Annotated in this window: 13 protein-coding genes and 1 pseudogene; 10 read left to right on the top strand and 4 right to left on the bottom strand. The window is 70.1% G+C overall.

The features are described from left to right. The 3 genes from KBY81_RS14590 to KBY81_RS14580 form a co-directional block, all read left to right on the top strand. A partial coding sequence (locus KBY81_RS14590) for a peptidase domain-containing ABC transporter (protein ID WP_254976882.1) occupies positions 1-2221 on the top strand: 2221 nt, incomplete at its 5' end. Beyond that, entirely contained in the window at positions 2221-3732 is a 1512-nt protein-coding gene (locus KBY81_RS14585; protein WP_254976881.1) for an HlyD family efflux transporter periplasmic adaptor subunit, read from the top strand. The genes KBY81_RS14590 and KBY81_RS14585, both read left to right, overlap by 1 nt. Beyond that, positions 3729-4004, top strand: coding sequence for a hypothetical protein (locus KBY81_RS14580; protein WP_181280184.1), 276 nt, complete (start codon positions 3729-3731; stop codon positions 4002-4004). Before KBY81_RS14585 ends, KBY81_RS14580 begins: the two co-directional genes overlap by 4 nt. Before the next feature lie 27 nt (positions 4005-4031). On the opposite strand, the gene KBY81_RS14575 is transcribed toward KBY81_RS14580, so the two are convergent. Beyond that, positions 4032-5075, bottom strand: coding sequence for a hypothetical protein (locus tag KBY81_RS14575; RefSeq protein WP_254976880.1), 1044 nt, complete (start codon positions 5073-5075; stop codon positions 4032-4034). Between the two features lie 146 nt (positions 5076-5221). Here KBY81_RS14575 and KBY81_RS14570 point away from each other — a divergent pair, with 146 nt between their 5' ends. Next, positions 5222-6412 carry a glycosyltransferase gene (locus KBY81_RS14570; protein WP_254976879.1) on the top strand — a complete coding sequence of 397 codons (1191 nt, stop codon included), beginning with the start codon at positions 5222-5224 and terminating at the stop codon, positions 6410-6412. A gap of 19 nt (positions 6413-6431) precedes the next feature. On the opposite strand, the gene KBY81_RS14565 is transcribed toward KBY81_RS14570, so the two are convergent. Then, positions 6432-7751: a hypothetical protein gene (locus tag KBY81_RS14565; RefSeq protein WP_254976878.1), complete on the bottom strand. Its 1320-nt coding sequence runs from the start codon at positions 7749-7751 to the stop codon at positions 6432-6434. A 214-nt stretch (positions 7752-7965) separates the two neighbouring features. Here KBY81_RS14565 and KBY81_RS14560 point away from each other — a divergent pair, with 214 nt between their 5' ends. Genes KBY81_RS14560 through KBY81_RS14545 form a run of 4 tightly spaced genes read left to right on the top strand, consistent with a single transcriptional unit; the run spans position 7966 to position 11157 of the window. Beyond that, positions 7966-8733 (top strand): hypothetical protein, encoded by a 768-nt coding sequence (locus KBY81_RS14560; protein WP_254976877.1) that lies wholly within the window; start codon positions 7966-7968, stop codon positions 8731-8733. 24 nt (positions 8734-8757) lie between these two features. After that, on the top strand, positions 8758-9765 hold the full coding sequence (locus KBY81_RS14555) for a glycosyltransferase family 2 protein (RefSeq protein ID WP_254976876.1): 1008 nt from the start codon (positions 8758-8760) through the stop codon (positions 9763-9765). Further along, entirely contained in the window at positions 9762-10013 is a 252-nt protein-coding gene (locus KBY81_RS14550) for a hypothetical protein (RefSeq protein ID WP_254976875.1), read from the top strand. Before KBY81_RS14555 ends, KBY81_RS14550 begins: the two co-directional genes overlap by 4 nt. Continuing rightward, positions 9991-11157: a glycosyltransferase family 9 protein gene (locus KBY81_RS14545; RefSeq protein WP_254976874.1), complete on the top strand. Its 1167-nt coding sequence runs from the start codon at positions 9991-9993 to the stop codon at positions 11155-11157. The genes KBY81_RS14550 and KBY81_RS14545 overlap by 23 nt, the downstream gene beginning before the upstream one ends. Here the strand turns inward: KBY81_RS14545 and KBY81_RS14540 are convergent. Beyond that, a complete protein-coding gene (locus KBY81_RS14540) occupies positions 11147-11374 on the bottom strand; it encodes a hypothetical protein (protein ID WP_254973620.1) in 228 nt (75 codons plus the stop codon). The two genes, KBY81_RS14545 and KBY81_RS14540, sit on opposite strands and share 11 nt — an antisense overlap. Before the next feature lie 94 nt (positions 11375-11468). Here KBY81_RS14540 and KBY81_RS14535 point away from each other — a divergent pair, with 94 nt between their 5' ends. Together KBY81_RS14535 and KBY81_RS14530 are read left to right on the top strand one after the other, a co-directional pair. Next, entirely contained in the window at positions 11469-12719 is a 1251-nt protein-coding gene (locus KBY81_RS14535; protein WP_254976884.1) for a 1-deoxy-D-xylulose-5-phosphate reductoisomerase, read from the top strand. Positions 12720-12721: 2 nt separating this feature from the next. Next, positions 12722-13066, top strand: coding sequence for a ferredoxin (locus tag KBY81_RS14530; protein WP_254976883.1), 345 nt, complete (start codon positions 12722-12724; stop codon positions 13064-13066). Here KBY81_RS14530 and KBY81_RS14525 read toward each other — a convergent pair. Then, positions 13041-13238 (bottom strand): annotated as a pseudogene (locus KBY81_RS14525) (alpha/beta hydrolase); the annotation flags it as partial. The gene KBY81_RS14530 and the pseudogene KBY81_RS14525 overlap by 26 nt on opposite strands.

Below are 13238 nucleotides of genomic sequence, written 5' to 3'. Positions count from 1 at the left end.
GGAGGCCGGCGGCACCTACGCCCCCGCCCTCGAGCCCCCGCCCCGCCGCGCCGGTGACCGCGCCGGCCAGCTCGCCCTCACCCGCGCCAGCGGCCCCCGGGCCGTGCCCATCGCCCTCTGCCAGGCCCTGGCCGACTACTTCGGCCTGCCCCTCAACCGCGATGCCCTGGCCGATCAGGTGGACGCCATCCTGCAGCGCCAGGACCGGCTCAACCTGGTCAACATCGGCCAGATCATGGACACCCTCGGCCTGCGGGTGGTGCTCTCCCGCGTGCCCGCCAGCCGCCTGGCCCGGGTGCCCGCCCCGGCCCTGCTGTTCCAGAACGGCCATTTCGGCCTGCTCGACGGCGTCGAGCCCGACGGCCGCGCCCGCCTGCTGGAGGCCGAGCTTGGCGCCCTGCTGGTGCCGGTCGAGGAGCTGATCACCCACGACGGCGGCCAGGTGGAGCTGCTGCTGTTCGACCGCAAACCCGATGCCAAGCAGCAGCGCTTCAGCTGGAGCTGGTACCTCCCCTTCCTGCGTCCGCACCGCCGTGAGCTGATCGAGGTGGTGGTGGCCTCGGTGGTGATCAACGCCCTGCGGCTCGTCTTCCCCCTCGGCCTGATGGTGCTGATCCAGAGCGTGGTGGCCAGCCGCAACATCGGCGCCCTGGTGAGCATCGCCAGCGTGATGCTGCTCGCCACCCTGGTGGAGAGCATTTTCAAGACCCTGCGCAGCTTCCTGTTCACCGATCTGGCCAACCGCGTCGACCAGGAGGCCAAGGCCACGATCCTCGACCAGCTGGTGCGCCTGCCCCAGGGCTTCTTCGATGCCCGCCCCGTGGGCCAGATCACCTTCTACTTCTCCCAGCTCGATCGCCTGCGCGACTTCCTGCTCGGCCAGACCCTGCCCACGCTGATCGACTTCGCCTTCAGCCTCATCTATCTGGCGATCCTTTTCGCCATCAGCCCCCTGCTCACCCTGGTGACCCTGGCCACCCTGCCCCTGATCGCCGCGGTGGGGCTGGTCAGCAATCCCCTGGTGCGCAGCCAGATCAACCGCACCATGGCTAGGGCCGTGCGCGCCTCCAGCTTCCTCAACGAGGCCATCACCGGCATCCAGACGATCAAATCCCAGAACGCCGAACTCAAGACCCGCTGGGAGTTCCAGAACCGCTACGCCGCCTACATCGGCGAGGACTTCAAACTCAAGGTGACCCGCGAATCGATCGCCAACCTCTCCAGCTTCCTCAGCAACATGGGGCAGCTGGTGGTGATCGCCGTGGCCATCTGGCTGATCATCCAGGGCGATCTCAACCTCGGCGCCCTGTTCGCCTTCAACATCCTCTCCGGCTACATCCGCCAGCCCCTGGTGCAGCTGGTGGCCACCTGGCAGGACTTCCAGTTCAACAGCCAGGCCCTGCGCATGGTGGCCGATGTGGTCGACCGCGACACCGAGCAGACCGCCGAGCAGGCCGGCAACATCCCCCTGCCCCCGCTCCAGGGCCGGGTGCAGTTCGTGGATGTGGGCTTCCGCTTCTCCGACCAGGGTCCCCTGGTGCTCGACGGCGTCGATCTGGAGGTCCCCGCTGGTTCCTTCGTGGGGCTGGTGGGCGGCTCCGGCAGCGGCAAGTCCACCCTGCTCAAACTCCTCTCCCGCTTCTACGCCCCCCTGCGGGGCAGCGTGCTGATCGACGGCCTCGACATCGGCAAGGTGGAGCTCTATTCCCTGCGTCGGCAGATCGGTGTGGTGCCCCAGGATTCGCTGCTCTTCGACGGCACGATCCGCGAGAACCTGCTGATGGTGAAGCCCGATGCCACCGCCGCCGAGATGATCCGCGCCGCCCGCATCGCCTGCGCCCACGACTTCATCATGCAGATGCCCCAGGGCTACAACTCCAGCGTCGGAGAACGGGGCGCCGGCCTCTCCGGCGGCCAGCGCCAGCGCCTCGCCCTGGCCCGGGCCGTGCTCCAGAACCCCCGCATGCTGATCCTCGACGAAGCGACCAGCGCCCTGGACGCCAGCACCGAACGCCAGGTGTGCATCAACCTGTTCGAGGCCTTCCGGGGCCGCACCGTCTTCTTCATCACCCACCGCCTCTCCACCGTCCAGCCCGCCGACCTGATCGTGCTGATGGACCGGGGTGCCGTGATGGAGCAGGGCAGCCACCGCCAGCTGATGCAGCTGCGCGGCTGGTACTACGCCCTCTACCGCAGCCAGAACCAGGAGGGACTCAGCTGATGACCACCCCGCCCCGCGCCTCCGATCCCGCCTCCCGCCTCGTCGCCCTGCTCGACGGTTGCGTCAGCTGGCTGCGCTCCCCCCGCTCCAGCCGCCGCCAGCCGGTGATTCCGGTGCGCGTCGATCTGGTGGGCCAGGGCTCCCTGCCCGCCGGGGCGCCGGCGGCCGACCCCACAGGCCCCACAGACCCGGCCCCGGCCAGCCACCCCTTCGGCAGCGGCCTGGCCACCTCCGGCTCGGAGGCGGCCCAGGAGTGGTCGTTCCGCGACACCGTGGTGCTGCGCAAGAGCCGCCGCAGCTCCAGCCTGCTGGTTTGGGCGGGGGTGGGGGGGGTGGCCGCCCTGGGCCTCTGGAGCGTCACCGCCCCGATCTCCGAAACCGTGGCGGTGCCCGGCAAGCTCGAACCCACCAGCACCGTCAAGGACGTGGCCTCCCCCGTCCCCGGTGTGGTGGAGGAAGTGCTGGTGAAGGAGGGCCAGGCGGTGAAGCAGGGCCAGCCCCTGATCCGTTTCGACCTGCGCGAACCCCGCAGCAAGCTGGCCGCCGCCGAGAGCATCCGCGAGCGGCTGCTCAACGAGAACCGCATCGCCAAGGCCACCCTCGGCGAGGAGGCCGCCACCGCCGGCCTCACCGCCAACCAGCGCAGCCAGCTGCGGGACCGCGCCCGCGAGCTCAACAGCCGCCTGGAGGCCGCCCGCGAGGAGCTGGCCAAGAGCACCACCCGCCTGGCCGGCTACCGCGATTCCCTGCGCATCTACAGCGACATCGAACGCCGCTACCAGTCGCTGGTGCGCGATGGCGCCGTCAGCGAGGTGCAGCTGCTCGAGGCCCGCAACCGCATGCAGGACCTGCAGACCAACGTGGCCGAGGAGGAGCGCGAGATCGCCCGGCTGCGCTCCCAGCTGATCAACACCGGCTCCGGCACCGACGTGGAGCTGCGCGCCGCGATCGAAGCCAACCTGCGCCAGATCAGTGACCTCGATGCCCAGATCCGCCAGGCCAGTCTCCAGATCCAGTACGGCGTGCTCACGGCTCCCGCCGATGGCCTCGTCTTCGACATCGACGTCAGCGCCGGCAGCGTGGTGGGTGCCGCCGCCACCACCCCCCTGCTGAAGGTGGTCCCCCAGGATTCGCTGCGGGCCAAGGTTTATCTACCCAACAAGGCCATCGGCTTCGTGCAGGTGGGCCAGAGCGCCGAACTTTCGCTCGAGACCTTCCCCGCCAGCAGCTTCGGCTACGTGCCGGCCAAGGTGGAGCGGATCGGCTCCGATGCCCTCACCCCCGAGGAGCAGGCCCAGGTGCTCGGCACCCAGGCCGAGGGCCTCCACTTCCCGGTGATCCTCAAGCTCGGCCGCCAGACCATCCCCCTGCCCGACAAGGACAGCGTGCCGCTCCAGGCCGGCATGGCCCTCACCGCCGACATCAAGCTGCGCGAGCGGCGGGTGATCAGCCTGCTCACCGGCCTGTTCGAGGACCAACGCCGCAATCTCCAGCGCCTGCGGTCCCAGTGAGCGCCAGACCAACGGGAGACTGGTGGCGCTTCGTGCCGCCCGAACAGCGCCGGCGCCGCCGCTTCAAGGCCTGGCGCCTGCGCTTCAGGGAGCGACTGCGCCAGCGCTGGGTGGGCCTCGCCCTGGCCTTCCTCGCCTACGGCCTGGTGCTGCTCTGGCTGGTGCTCCACCTGCCCCCGGTGGTGAGCCTGCTCGCCCTGGCGCCGATGATTCTGCTGCCCCTGCTCGGCTACCTCACCTACTGGCTGCTGTGGAAGGAGTTCCACGAGTGAGGCCCCCGTGCTGTCGGCCGGCCGCGCTCAGCTCTTCACGTACAGGCTCGGCAGCGCCCCCAGCAGCCACTGGGGCATGAACTGCTCCCCACCGGCGAAGCCGATCTTGCCGGGCGCGTAGAAGAGCAGGGCCGCCAGCACCGCCTGGGCGGCCCTGGGTCGGGTCATGTTGCGCACGTACTGGGCCAGCTGGGCCCGCAGCTGCCGGTCCTCCTCCGTCAGGTGGCTGCCGGCGTAGCCGCTGCGCAGCACCTTGCGGTAAAGATCGCCGAAGGTGCTCTCGAACAACTTCTGCAACTGCTCGTCGGGGGTGTCCAGCCAGATCTGGCCCAGCTGGCGCCGGTAGCCGCCCAGCTCCTGGCGGATGGCGCCATCCTCGGGGTCGATCTCGAACAGGTTCAGCAGCCCGTTGAGGCGGGTGAGGAACTCCTCGCTGCCGGTGAGCTGCAGGGCCTGGGCACCGGTGAAGCCGGAGAGCTGGGGCAGGGGCGACAGCTCCGGCCCCACGGCCACCGATCCCGTCGCCGGCGCCGTCGCCGTTCGTGCCCCGGCCGAGCCCGCCGGTGCCAGGGCCCGACGCTCTAGGGGGCTGGGCTGGCGCAGGCGCGGCAGCAGTTCCGGCTCGAACAGGCTGGCGTAGTCCTCCAGCAACCAGGCCGGAAGAGTCTGTTCGCAGTTGCGCACTTTCATCTTGCCGCGGCGAAAGTAGGGCATCACCGCCAGCAGAACGTTGGCCATTTCCGGCCGATCGAAACCGCTCTGGAGCCGCTCGGAGAGGTGGTCTCTCCAGCTCTCTTCGTCGCGCAACAGCGGCTGGGAGGCCAGCTCGCCGCTGATCATCTGGCGGTAGCTCTCGCCCACAGCCGAGCCATAGAGAAGCTCCAGCGCGTCGATCGGTGCACTCAACCAGAACTTCGACAGGCACTGGCGGGCCAGCCGGGCCTCCGCCAGCCGTGAGGGGGTGGCTTCGTGGGCGAAATCGGCGAAAATCGTGCCCAGCCGCGCCGCCGACCAGGGCGTGATCTGGGGCCGGCGATCCATCTCCATCGGGATGGTGCCTGGATCGCTCACCAGCGTATCCAGCAGACCACTATCTTTCTGCAGCTTTCTTTCACCCCAGCTCACCGTATCCCGGCGTCCGAACAGACGGCTCCAGAGCGACATGACGCAGGTCAGTTCAGGCAGCGGGATTGTAATAGCGTTGACCGATGGAACTGTTGCTGATCCATCAGAACCATCCCGGCCAGTTTCGTGACCTGACTCCCGCCCTCGAACGCCGCGGCCACCGCGTGCTCGGCCTGGGGGCCTCCCCCCGCGGCCAGCGGTTTGACTACGCCTGGCAACCGCCGGCGCTGCCGGAGGGCCTGGCCGATCCCCAGCTGGAGACCCATCTGCACCGGGCCGCCCGGGTCCAGGAGCGCTGCCTGCAGCTGCGCGAGGAGGGGTATCGCCCGGAGGCCGTGATCGGCCACAGCGGCTGGGGGGAGCTGCTCTACCTGCGCGACGTCTGGCCCGAGGCGGTGCTGATCGCCTACCCCGAGCTCTATGCCGCCCCGCTCCTGCTCGGCTACGGCTTCGATGCCGACCTGGGCGCCCCCTCCCACGCCCTGCGGGCCCAGTGGCGCCGCGGCAACCTGATGGGCCTGGCGGCCGTGGCCGACGCCGACGCCTGCGTCGTGCCCACCCGCTTCGCCCGCGACACCTTCCCAGAGCACCTGCGCAGCCGTTTCCACGTGCTGCACGAAGGCATCGCCCTGCCGCCCGCCGCCACCGGCAGCACCAGCCTGCGGCTGGAGGGCGGCCCCACCCTGGTGAAGGGGGATCCGGTGATCACCTTCGCCAGCCGCAACCTCGAACCCCTGCGGGGCTTCCGCAGTGTCATGCGGGCCCTGCCGGCCGTGCTGGCCGCCCGCCCCGACTCCCGGGCCGTGATCGTGGGGGGCACCGGCAACGGCTACGGCGCCCCCTCCTCCCACCCCGAAGGCCACAAGGGCGAACTGCTGGCCCTGCTCGGCCACCGACTGCCCCTGGAGCGGGTCCATGTCCTGCCGCCCCTGGCCCACCGCGATCTGCTGGCCCTGTTCCGCCTCAGCGCTGTCCACGTCCACCTCAGCTATCCCTACGCCCTCTCCTGGAGCCTGCTGGAGGCCATGGCCTCCGGCGCCCTGGTGGTGGGCTCCGCCAACCCGCCGATCAACGAAGTGATCCAGCACGGCCACAACGGGCTGCTGGTGCCCTTCAACGACCCCGATCAGCTCGCCGCCACCCTGCTGAACGTGCTGGCCGACCCGCCCGCCTACGCCGCCCTGGCGGCAGCGGGCCGCGCCACCGTGGCCGCCCGCTACGAGGTGAACCGTGCTGCCGAGGCCTTCGAGGCCCTGATCTTCAGCCTGCGACTGCTGCGCTGAGCCCCGCAATCCCGCCGGCTCAGCGGTGGCGGTGGTGGGCCAGGGCCTGCAGCACCGCCTCCACCACCGGCCGCCAGTCCCGGTCGTCGGCCTGGCGGAACAGTCGCAGACTCGGGTACCAGGGGCTGTCGGCCCGTTGCCGGAGCCAGCGGGGATCGGCGCTGAAGGGCAGCAGCACCCAGGCCGGATGGCCCATCGCCCCGGCCAGATGGGCCATGGCGGTGTCCACCGTGATCAGCAGGTCGGTGCTGGCCAGCATCCGGGCCGTGGCCAGAAAATCGCCGTCGGGGGCAATGGCGTCGCCGAAGAGGTGGGCCACGGGCTTCGAGAACTGCCGGTCCTCCCCCTGCTGCAGCAGCACCGGCTCACCACCCAGAGCCACCACCCCCTCCACCAGCGTCACCAGTGCAGCGGCCGGCAGCGTGCGCTTGCGGTATTCCCGAGTTGTGAAGCCATCGCTGAGCTTGCGGCCGCTGGCCCAGGTGAGTCCGATCCGCGGCGGCTGGCCGAAGTCCTTCCCGGCGGCGGCCGGGGCCAGGCCCCGCAGGTAGGTGCCGCGCCCATCCGGCCCCGACGGCTGGGGGCAGGGGGCACCCCCGAGGGCCGCCGGCAGCGAAAGCAGGCTCACCACATTGTCGCCGGCAGGCTCCTCGCGACCGACGCCGGGCGGCTCCCGCCTGGCCCGCACCTCCGGTGGCTGGGGCAACCAGGCCAGCCCCACCTGCAGCAGCCGCACCAGCGAGGGTTCCACCTCCAGCACCACCGGCTGGCCCCGCGCGGCGGCCTGCTCCATCAGGGGGGGGATCCAGCGCAGGTACTGCAGGCCATCCCCCAGGCCCTGCTCGGTGCGGACGCACAGCCGCCGCGCCCGGGCCACCACGGCCCCCACCCCTCCCTCCGGTCCGGGGGCGTGGCTGGCCAGTTCGAAACGGCGTTCGGCCAGGGCGAAGGCCTCCTCGTAGGCCTCCAGCCCGATCAGCACCGAGGCATGGTTGCAGGCCACTTCCGGGCCATCCCCCAGCTGACGGCTGGCCCGGAAGGCCCGGTCGGCCGCTTCGAAACGGTTGAGGTCGCGCAGGCTGTTGCCGATCCCCATGAACGGGGCAGGGCTCCGGGGCGCCAGCAGCGAGGTACGCCGGTAGAGCACCAGGGCTTCCTCCGGTTGATCGGACAGCCACAAGGCATTGGCCGCCCGCAGCAGCAGGGCTGGATTCTCCCCATGAGACTGCAGCAAATCCGCGTAAATGCAGGCGGCTTCTTGCCATTCCTGGCAAGCTTCGGCGTGTCTGGCCTCCTCCAGCACCTGCTCGAACCCGTGGACGATCGGAAAACCAGCCATGGCGCGAATCCTGGCCCGGCCAGGAAACCGCTGCAAGTTTTTTGTCCGGTCGGCCCTGCTTGCAGCTGCCCTTAAGGCAGGGGACGATTATCTGAATTCAACACGTCCTTTCGGTGAGTCAAGGGTTCAGGTACGCGGAAATGGCATCTCCGATACATGCCCTCACGATCCCCAGGCAGTACCTTCTACACATTGGTTCACGGTGCGAAATTAAGTGGCTTCTTCCGACACCCTTTCCCTCTTTGTCCCGGATATCGGCCAGACCCTCACCCAGACGGTCAACGGAGCCGAGGTGGTCACCGGCAACCTCCGCGACGCCCTTCGGACCCAGGTCTTCCCCAATCAGGAAGGTCGGATCCGTGATGTCGGCATCCAGGCCCCCGAAAGCGGCGACACCACAACCAGATTCCTCACCCGCTCCGAAGACACATCGCTGATCGGCAATGCCGACGACAACAGCATTGTCTTCGGAGCCGTCGCCAATAATGCCTTCATCAGCACCGCCGGCGGCAATGATTCCGTCAACGTCAACAGTTTCATCGACGGCACCATTGACCTTGGCGAGGGGAACGACGTCGCCGTTACCGGTGCCTTCACGGATTCTTCCATCTCCGCTGGCGCGGGAGCCGATCAAGTCACCATCCGACGGACCGCCACTTCCGTGGACGTCGACATGGGCACCGGTGACGACACCTTGATCTTTGGAGGCAAGGTTCTGTTCTCGTCCATCGAGTTGGGAGAAGGCGCCGATGTTCTTCGCTTCAACAGGTCCGCCAGGAACACTTCCATTGATCTCGGCAACGACTTTGACATTGACAAGGTCTATTTCGAAACCCGTTCGGATATCGCCAGTGGCACGGTCATCACCGGCGCGGGCGAAGGTGACGAGCTCATCATCGGTGGCAGTGAGTACGTCTTCAGTGCTGCTGACTCCGCCTTCATCTCCACCACCGATCCAGGGGACTCGATCACCTTCGGTTGATGACCTCTGCCCATAGAGGTCACCTTGGATCAAATCCGTTTCTCTCGGAACTACATCACCTGCATCCAGAAAGGGGATCTTGCCGCCGCAAGGTCCCTGCTTTTTTTATGGACCCAGACCTATTTCGGGTCCCTGCCCGAGGCCCCCAGCCGCAGCCAGCTCACCAATCCCGACCTCTGGGGCTGCCTGGCCCAGTACGCCTCCCTCAGCGGCGATCATTCGCCGGTCGACGACTTCTGGGACCGGCTCGACACCCTCACCCCCCAGACGGTTCGCCCCGCCGCCATTCCCCTGCTGGGAATTCCGATCCTCAACCGCCCCGACCTGCTGCTGCGGCTGCTCGACAGTCTGGATGCGCCCGTCGAGATCCTCGCCATCGTTGACAACAGCCTCCAGGCTGGCCTGGAGGATGGTGAGGCCCTCAGCCGTCTGCTGGCCCGGCTGGAACGGGAGCCCCCCGCCCCCATCGGCCGGGTGCAGGTGGCGCGGCCCTTCAGCAATCTGGGGGTGGCCGCCAGCTGGAACGCCATCCTGACCGCCTTTCCCGACGCCCCCTATGCCCTGCTGGTCAACAACGATGTGGTGTTCGCCCCGGGGGTTCTGGCCGGGCTGATCCAGCAGATCGACCCGGCCCGTCCCCAGTTCCTTCCCCTGCTGCCGGCCCCTCAGGAATTCTCCGCGTTCGCCATCACCCCCGGGGTCTGGAACCGGGTGGGCCTGTTCGATGCCAATTTCCACCCCGCCTACTGCGAAGACCTCGACTACGCCGAACGCCTGCGCCGCTCAGCCGCGATCGAGTGGATCGCGCCCGAGACGCTCCAGCGGCTGCAGCAGCAGGCCAACCCCGACGCCAGCGCCACCATCGGCAGCGACCCCAGGCTCGCGGCCTGCAACCGCACCACCTACCTGCTCAACTGCCTCTGGCTGCACAGTTCCCGCCGCCTCCGCAACCCCCACCCCGGCACCTGGATGCGGCGCTGGCTGAGTCGCTGGGTGCTCGAGCCGGCCGCTTCGGCCACCGTGGGCCCATGAGCCTCCCGCTGCCCCCCGACCCCTCCGGCGATCGCACCGCCGGGCGCGGAGCCATCTTCCGCGGCTGGCCCATCAGCGGCGGGCTGGCCCTCGTGGTGACCGTCACCCTGGTGGTGGGACTGCAGCTCGGCGCCATGCCCTGGCGCTTCCGCCGGCAGATGTGGCAGCTGCAAGGTGCCCTGGCCGGCGGCCTGGCCGGGCTGGTGGTCGGCTACGTGATGGGCCGTGGCCGGCCGCCACGGCCGTGACGGGAAGGGCCTGCTGATGCGCCGCTTCCAGAACCAGCCCCTCGGGCCGAGCCCCCGGATCGTGGTGCTCGGTGCCCCCAAGCTGGGCAACTACGTGGTGCTGCAGCCGCTGCTGCGGGGCCTGCGCCACCAATACCCAGGGGCCCACCTCACCTACGTGGGCAGCCGGCGCACCCTCCCCCTGGAGGAGCTCAACCCCTGGCTCGATGCCCGCCTGCCCATCGCCGAGCGGGGAATGGAGGCCCTGCCCACCCTGGCGGCCTGGCGGCATGCCCAGACCCAGGCCGGCCACCCCGGCGTGGATCTGGTCATCAATGCCGATGGCCATGCCCCCCACACACCCGCCTGGGTCACGGCCCTGGCCCCCCGGTTCGTGGTCGGGGCCGCACGGCTCCCCTCCGGCCCCCATCCCCTGCAGGCCCTGGCCCTCGACCCCCACTGGGCCAGTCAAAGCCTCGTGACGCGCTACGCCGGCTGGATCAGCAGCAACAGCATCCGGGAACTCCACTGCCGCGTGGCCTGGGTCAGCACCGACTTCGAGCGGGTGGAGCTGCCCTCCCAGCCCCCACCCGCCGGAGTGCCACCGGTGCTGGTCGCGGTGAACGGTGAACGCAGCGCCAAACTCTGGCCGCTGCAGCACTGGCTCAGCCTGCTCGGCCAGCTGCGCCGGGAGCTGGATCTTCCCGCCACGGCGATCGGACTGATCGGCGGCCCCCCGCCCGCACGACCCCGCCAGCCGGGGGATCACCTGGAACAGGAGCTCCTGGCCCGCACCGGCCTCCGCGACCTGCGCGGCCAGCTGTCCCTGCCGGCCTTGGTGGGCGCCCTGGCCCGCAGCCGGCTCTGCATCGCCGTGGATTCTGGCCCGATGCACCTGGCGGCGGCGGCCGGCTGCCCCACCGTGGCCCTGTTCGGCACCGACAGCGAGGGCATCGGCGCCAGCCCCCGGGATCTCTGGGCGCCCCGGGCCGGCCACGTCTGGGTCAGCAGCAGCGACCAGCGCTGCACCGGCTGCCAGCAGGCCCGCTTCGACAACCCCGACTGTCTGCTGGAGCAACACCTCTGCATGGACCACCTGAGCCCAGCGTCGGTCTGGCCCCTGGTGCAGAAGGCCTGGCAGAGCTCCCGTCCCGTCAGGGCTTAGGGCTCCGGTCCGCCATCAGCTTCTCGATCTTGCGGATCCGCTGCAGGGTGGTCTGCCACACCTCCAGCTGGAAGGCCCGCTCGCGATCGCCCGCCGCCACCGCCCCCCGGCAGTCCTCCACCAGCGCCTCCAGGTCTTCGCGGCGCTCGAAGGCTTCCCAGAGCTGGCGCTCGATCCGGGCCCGCTCAATGAAGTTCCAGCGCTGCAGCCACGACATGGGAAGGGATCGGTGTAGCCCCAGTTAAGCCAGCGGGCGAGGGCGGCCGGGGATGGGACACTGGGAGCCCACGAACCCGATGGGGGAGCCGCGCGTGAAGGCCATCAGCGTTCTGGGCTCCACCGGATCGATCGGCACCCAGACCCTGGAGATCGCCGAGGAGTTCCCCGACCGCTTCAAGGTGGTGGCCCTCACCGCCGGCAACAACCTGGATCTGCTGGTGGAGCAGATCCTGCGCCACGCGCCGGAGGTGGTGGCCCTGGCCGATGCCGGCCGGCTCGGCGAACTGGCCAGCCGTCTGGCGGACCTCGAACCGGCCCGGCGCCCCGCCCGTCTGCCCGAGCTGCTGGGGGGCTCCGACGGCCTCTGTGCCGCGGCGGCCTGGCCCAGCGCCGATCTGGTGGTCACCGGCATCGTCGGCTGCGCCGGCCTGCTGCCCACCCTGGCGGCGATCCGGGCCGGCAAGGACCTGGCCCTGGCCAACAAGGAGACCCTGATCGCCGCCGGCCCGGTGGTGCTGCCCGAACTCCAGCGCAGCGGCAGCCGGCTGCTGCCCGCCGATTCGGAGCATTCGGCCCTGTTCCAGTGCCTGCAGGGCACCCCCTGGGCGGACACCGCCCGCCTCTCCACCGGCGTGCCGACCCCGGGCCTGCGGCGGATCCAGCTCACCGCCTCCGGCGGCGCCTTCCGGGACTGGCCCGCCGCCGATCTGGCCAAGGCCACGGTGGCCGATGCCACCAGCCACCCCAACTGGAGCATGGGGCGCAAGATCACGGTGGATTCGGCCACCCTGATGAACAAGGGGCTGGAGGTGATCGAAGCCCACTACCTGTTCGGCCTCGACTACGACCACATCGAGATCGTCATCCACCCCCAGAGCATCATCCACTCGATGGTGGAGCTGGCCGATTCCTCGGTGCTGGCCCAGCTGGGCTGGCCCGACATGAAGCTGCCCCTGCTCTACTGCCTCAGCTGGCCGGAGCGGCTGGAGACCCCCTGGCGCCGCCTCGATCTCACCGCCGTGGGCCAGCTCACCTTCCGCGCCCCCGACCGGGAGAAGTACCCCTGCATGGCGCTGGCCTACGCCGCCGGCCGCGCCGGCGGCACCATGCCGGCCGTGCTCAACGCCGCCAATGAGCAGGCGGTGGCCCTGTTCCTGGAGGAGGCGATTCCCTTCCTGGCCATCCCCGAACTGATCGAGCGCGTCTGCGACCGCCACCGCAGCGATCACCACGCCGCCCCCTCCCTCGACGACGTGCTGGCGGTGGATGGCTGGGCCCGGCAGGCCACCCGCGAAGCCGCCGCCACGCTGCGCAGCCATCCGGCGCCGGCCCTGCCGGCGTGAGCATGGTCCAGCACCACCTGCTGCTCTGCGCCACCCCCACCAAGGCGCTCTGCGGCGACCCGGCCGTGGGCGCAGCCAGCTGGAGCCGGCTCAAGCAGCTGGTGCGGGACCTGGGGCTGGAGGACCCCGGCCGGCCCCGGGGGGTGGTGCTGCGCACCAAGGCCGACTGCCTGCGCGTCTGCTGCGAGGGCCCGGTGCTGCTGATCTGGCCCGAAGGCCTCACCTACGGGGGCGTCACCCCCGAGCGGATCGAGCGGATCGTCCGCGAGCACGTCATCGGCGGGGTGCCGATCGAGGAGTGGATCGTGCGGCGCACTCCCTTCAGCCCTCCCCTTCCCCCCGGCTGAGGCGCCGCAGCCAGGCCACCGCCAGCCGGTCGGCCCAGCAGGCGGCCGGCCCGTCGCCGGGGGCGTGGAAGCCGTTGTGGCCGCCCCGGGGCGTGATCACGATCCGGGGCGCCACCCGGGGCACCCCGGCGCCCCCGGCGGTGGTGGCGGCCGCCAGCTGGCGCAGCGGTCC

Origin of the sequence: Cyanobium sp. Lug-B, assembly GCF_024345635.1 — a bacterium.
GTDB lineage: Bacteria > Cyanobacteriota > Cyanobacteriia > PCC-6307 > Cyanobiaceae > Cyanobium > Cyanobium minutissimum.
Note: the sequence above shows the minus strand (reverse complement) of the source record. Positions and strands in the feature narration are given on the sequence as shown.

What these genes read in the sequence shown, in the direction of transcription:
- KBY81_RS14585 (WP_254976881.1), top strand. Translation starts at nt 2,221, where the DNA reads ATGACCACCCCGCCCCGCGCCTCCGATCCCGCCTCCCGCCTCGTCGCC.
- KBY81_RS14565 (WP_254976878.1), bottom strand. Translation starts at nt 7,751, where the DNA reads ATGGCTGGTTTTCCGATCGTCCACGGGTTCGAGCAGGTGCTGGAGGAG.
- KBY81_RS14550 (WP_254976875.1), top strand. Translation starts at nt 9,762, where the DNA reads ATGAGCCTCCCGCTGCCCCCCGACCCCTCCGGCGATCGCACCGCCGGG.
- KBY81_RS14540 (WP_254973620.1), bottom strand. Translation starts at nt 11,374, where the DNA reads ATGTCGTGGCTGCAGCGCTGGAACTTCATTGAGCGGGCCCGGATCGAG.
- KBY81_RS14530 (WP_254976883.1), top strand. Translation starts at nt 12,722, where the DNA reads ATGGTCCAGCACCACCTGCTGCTCTGCGCCACCCCCACCAAGGCGCTC.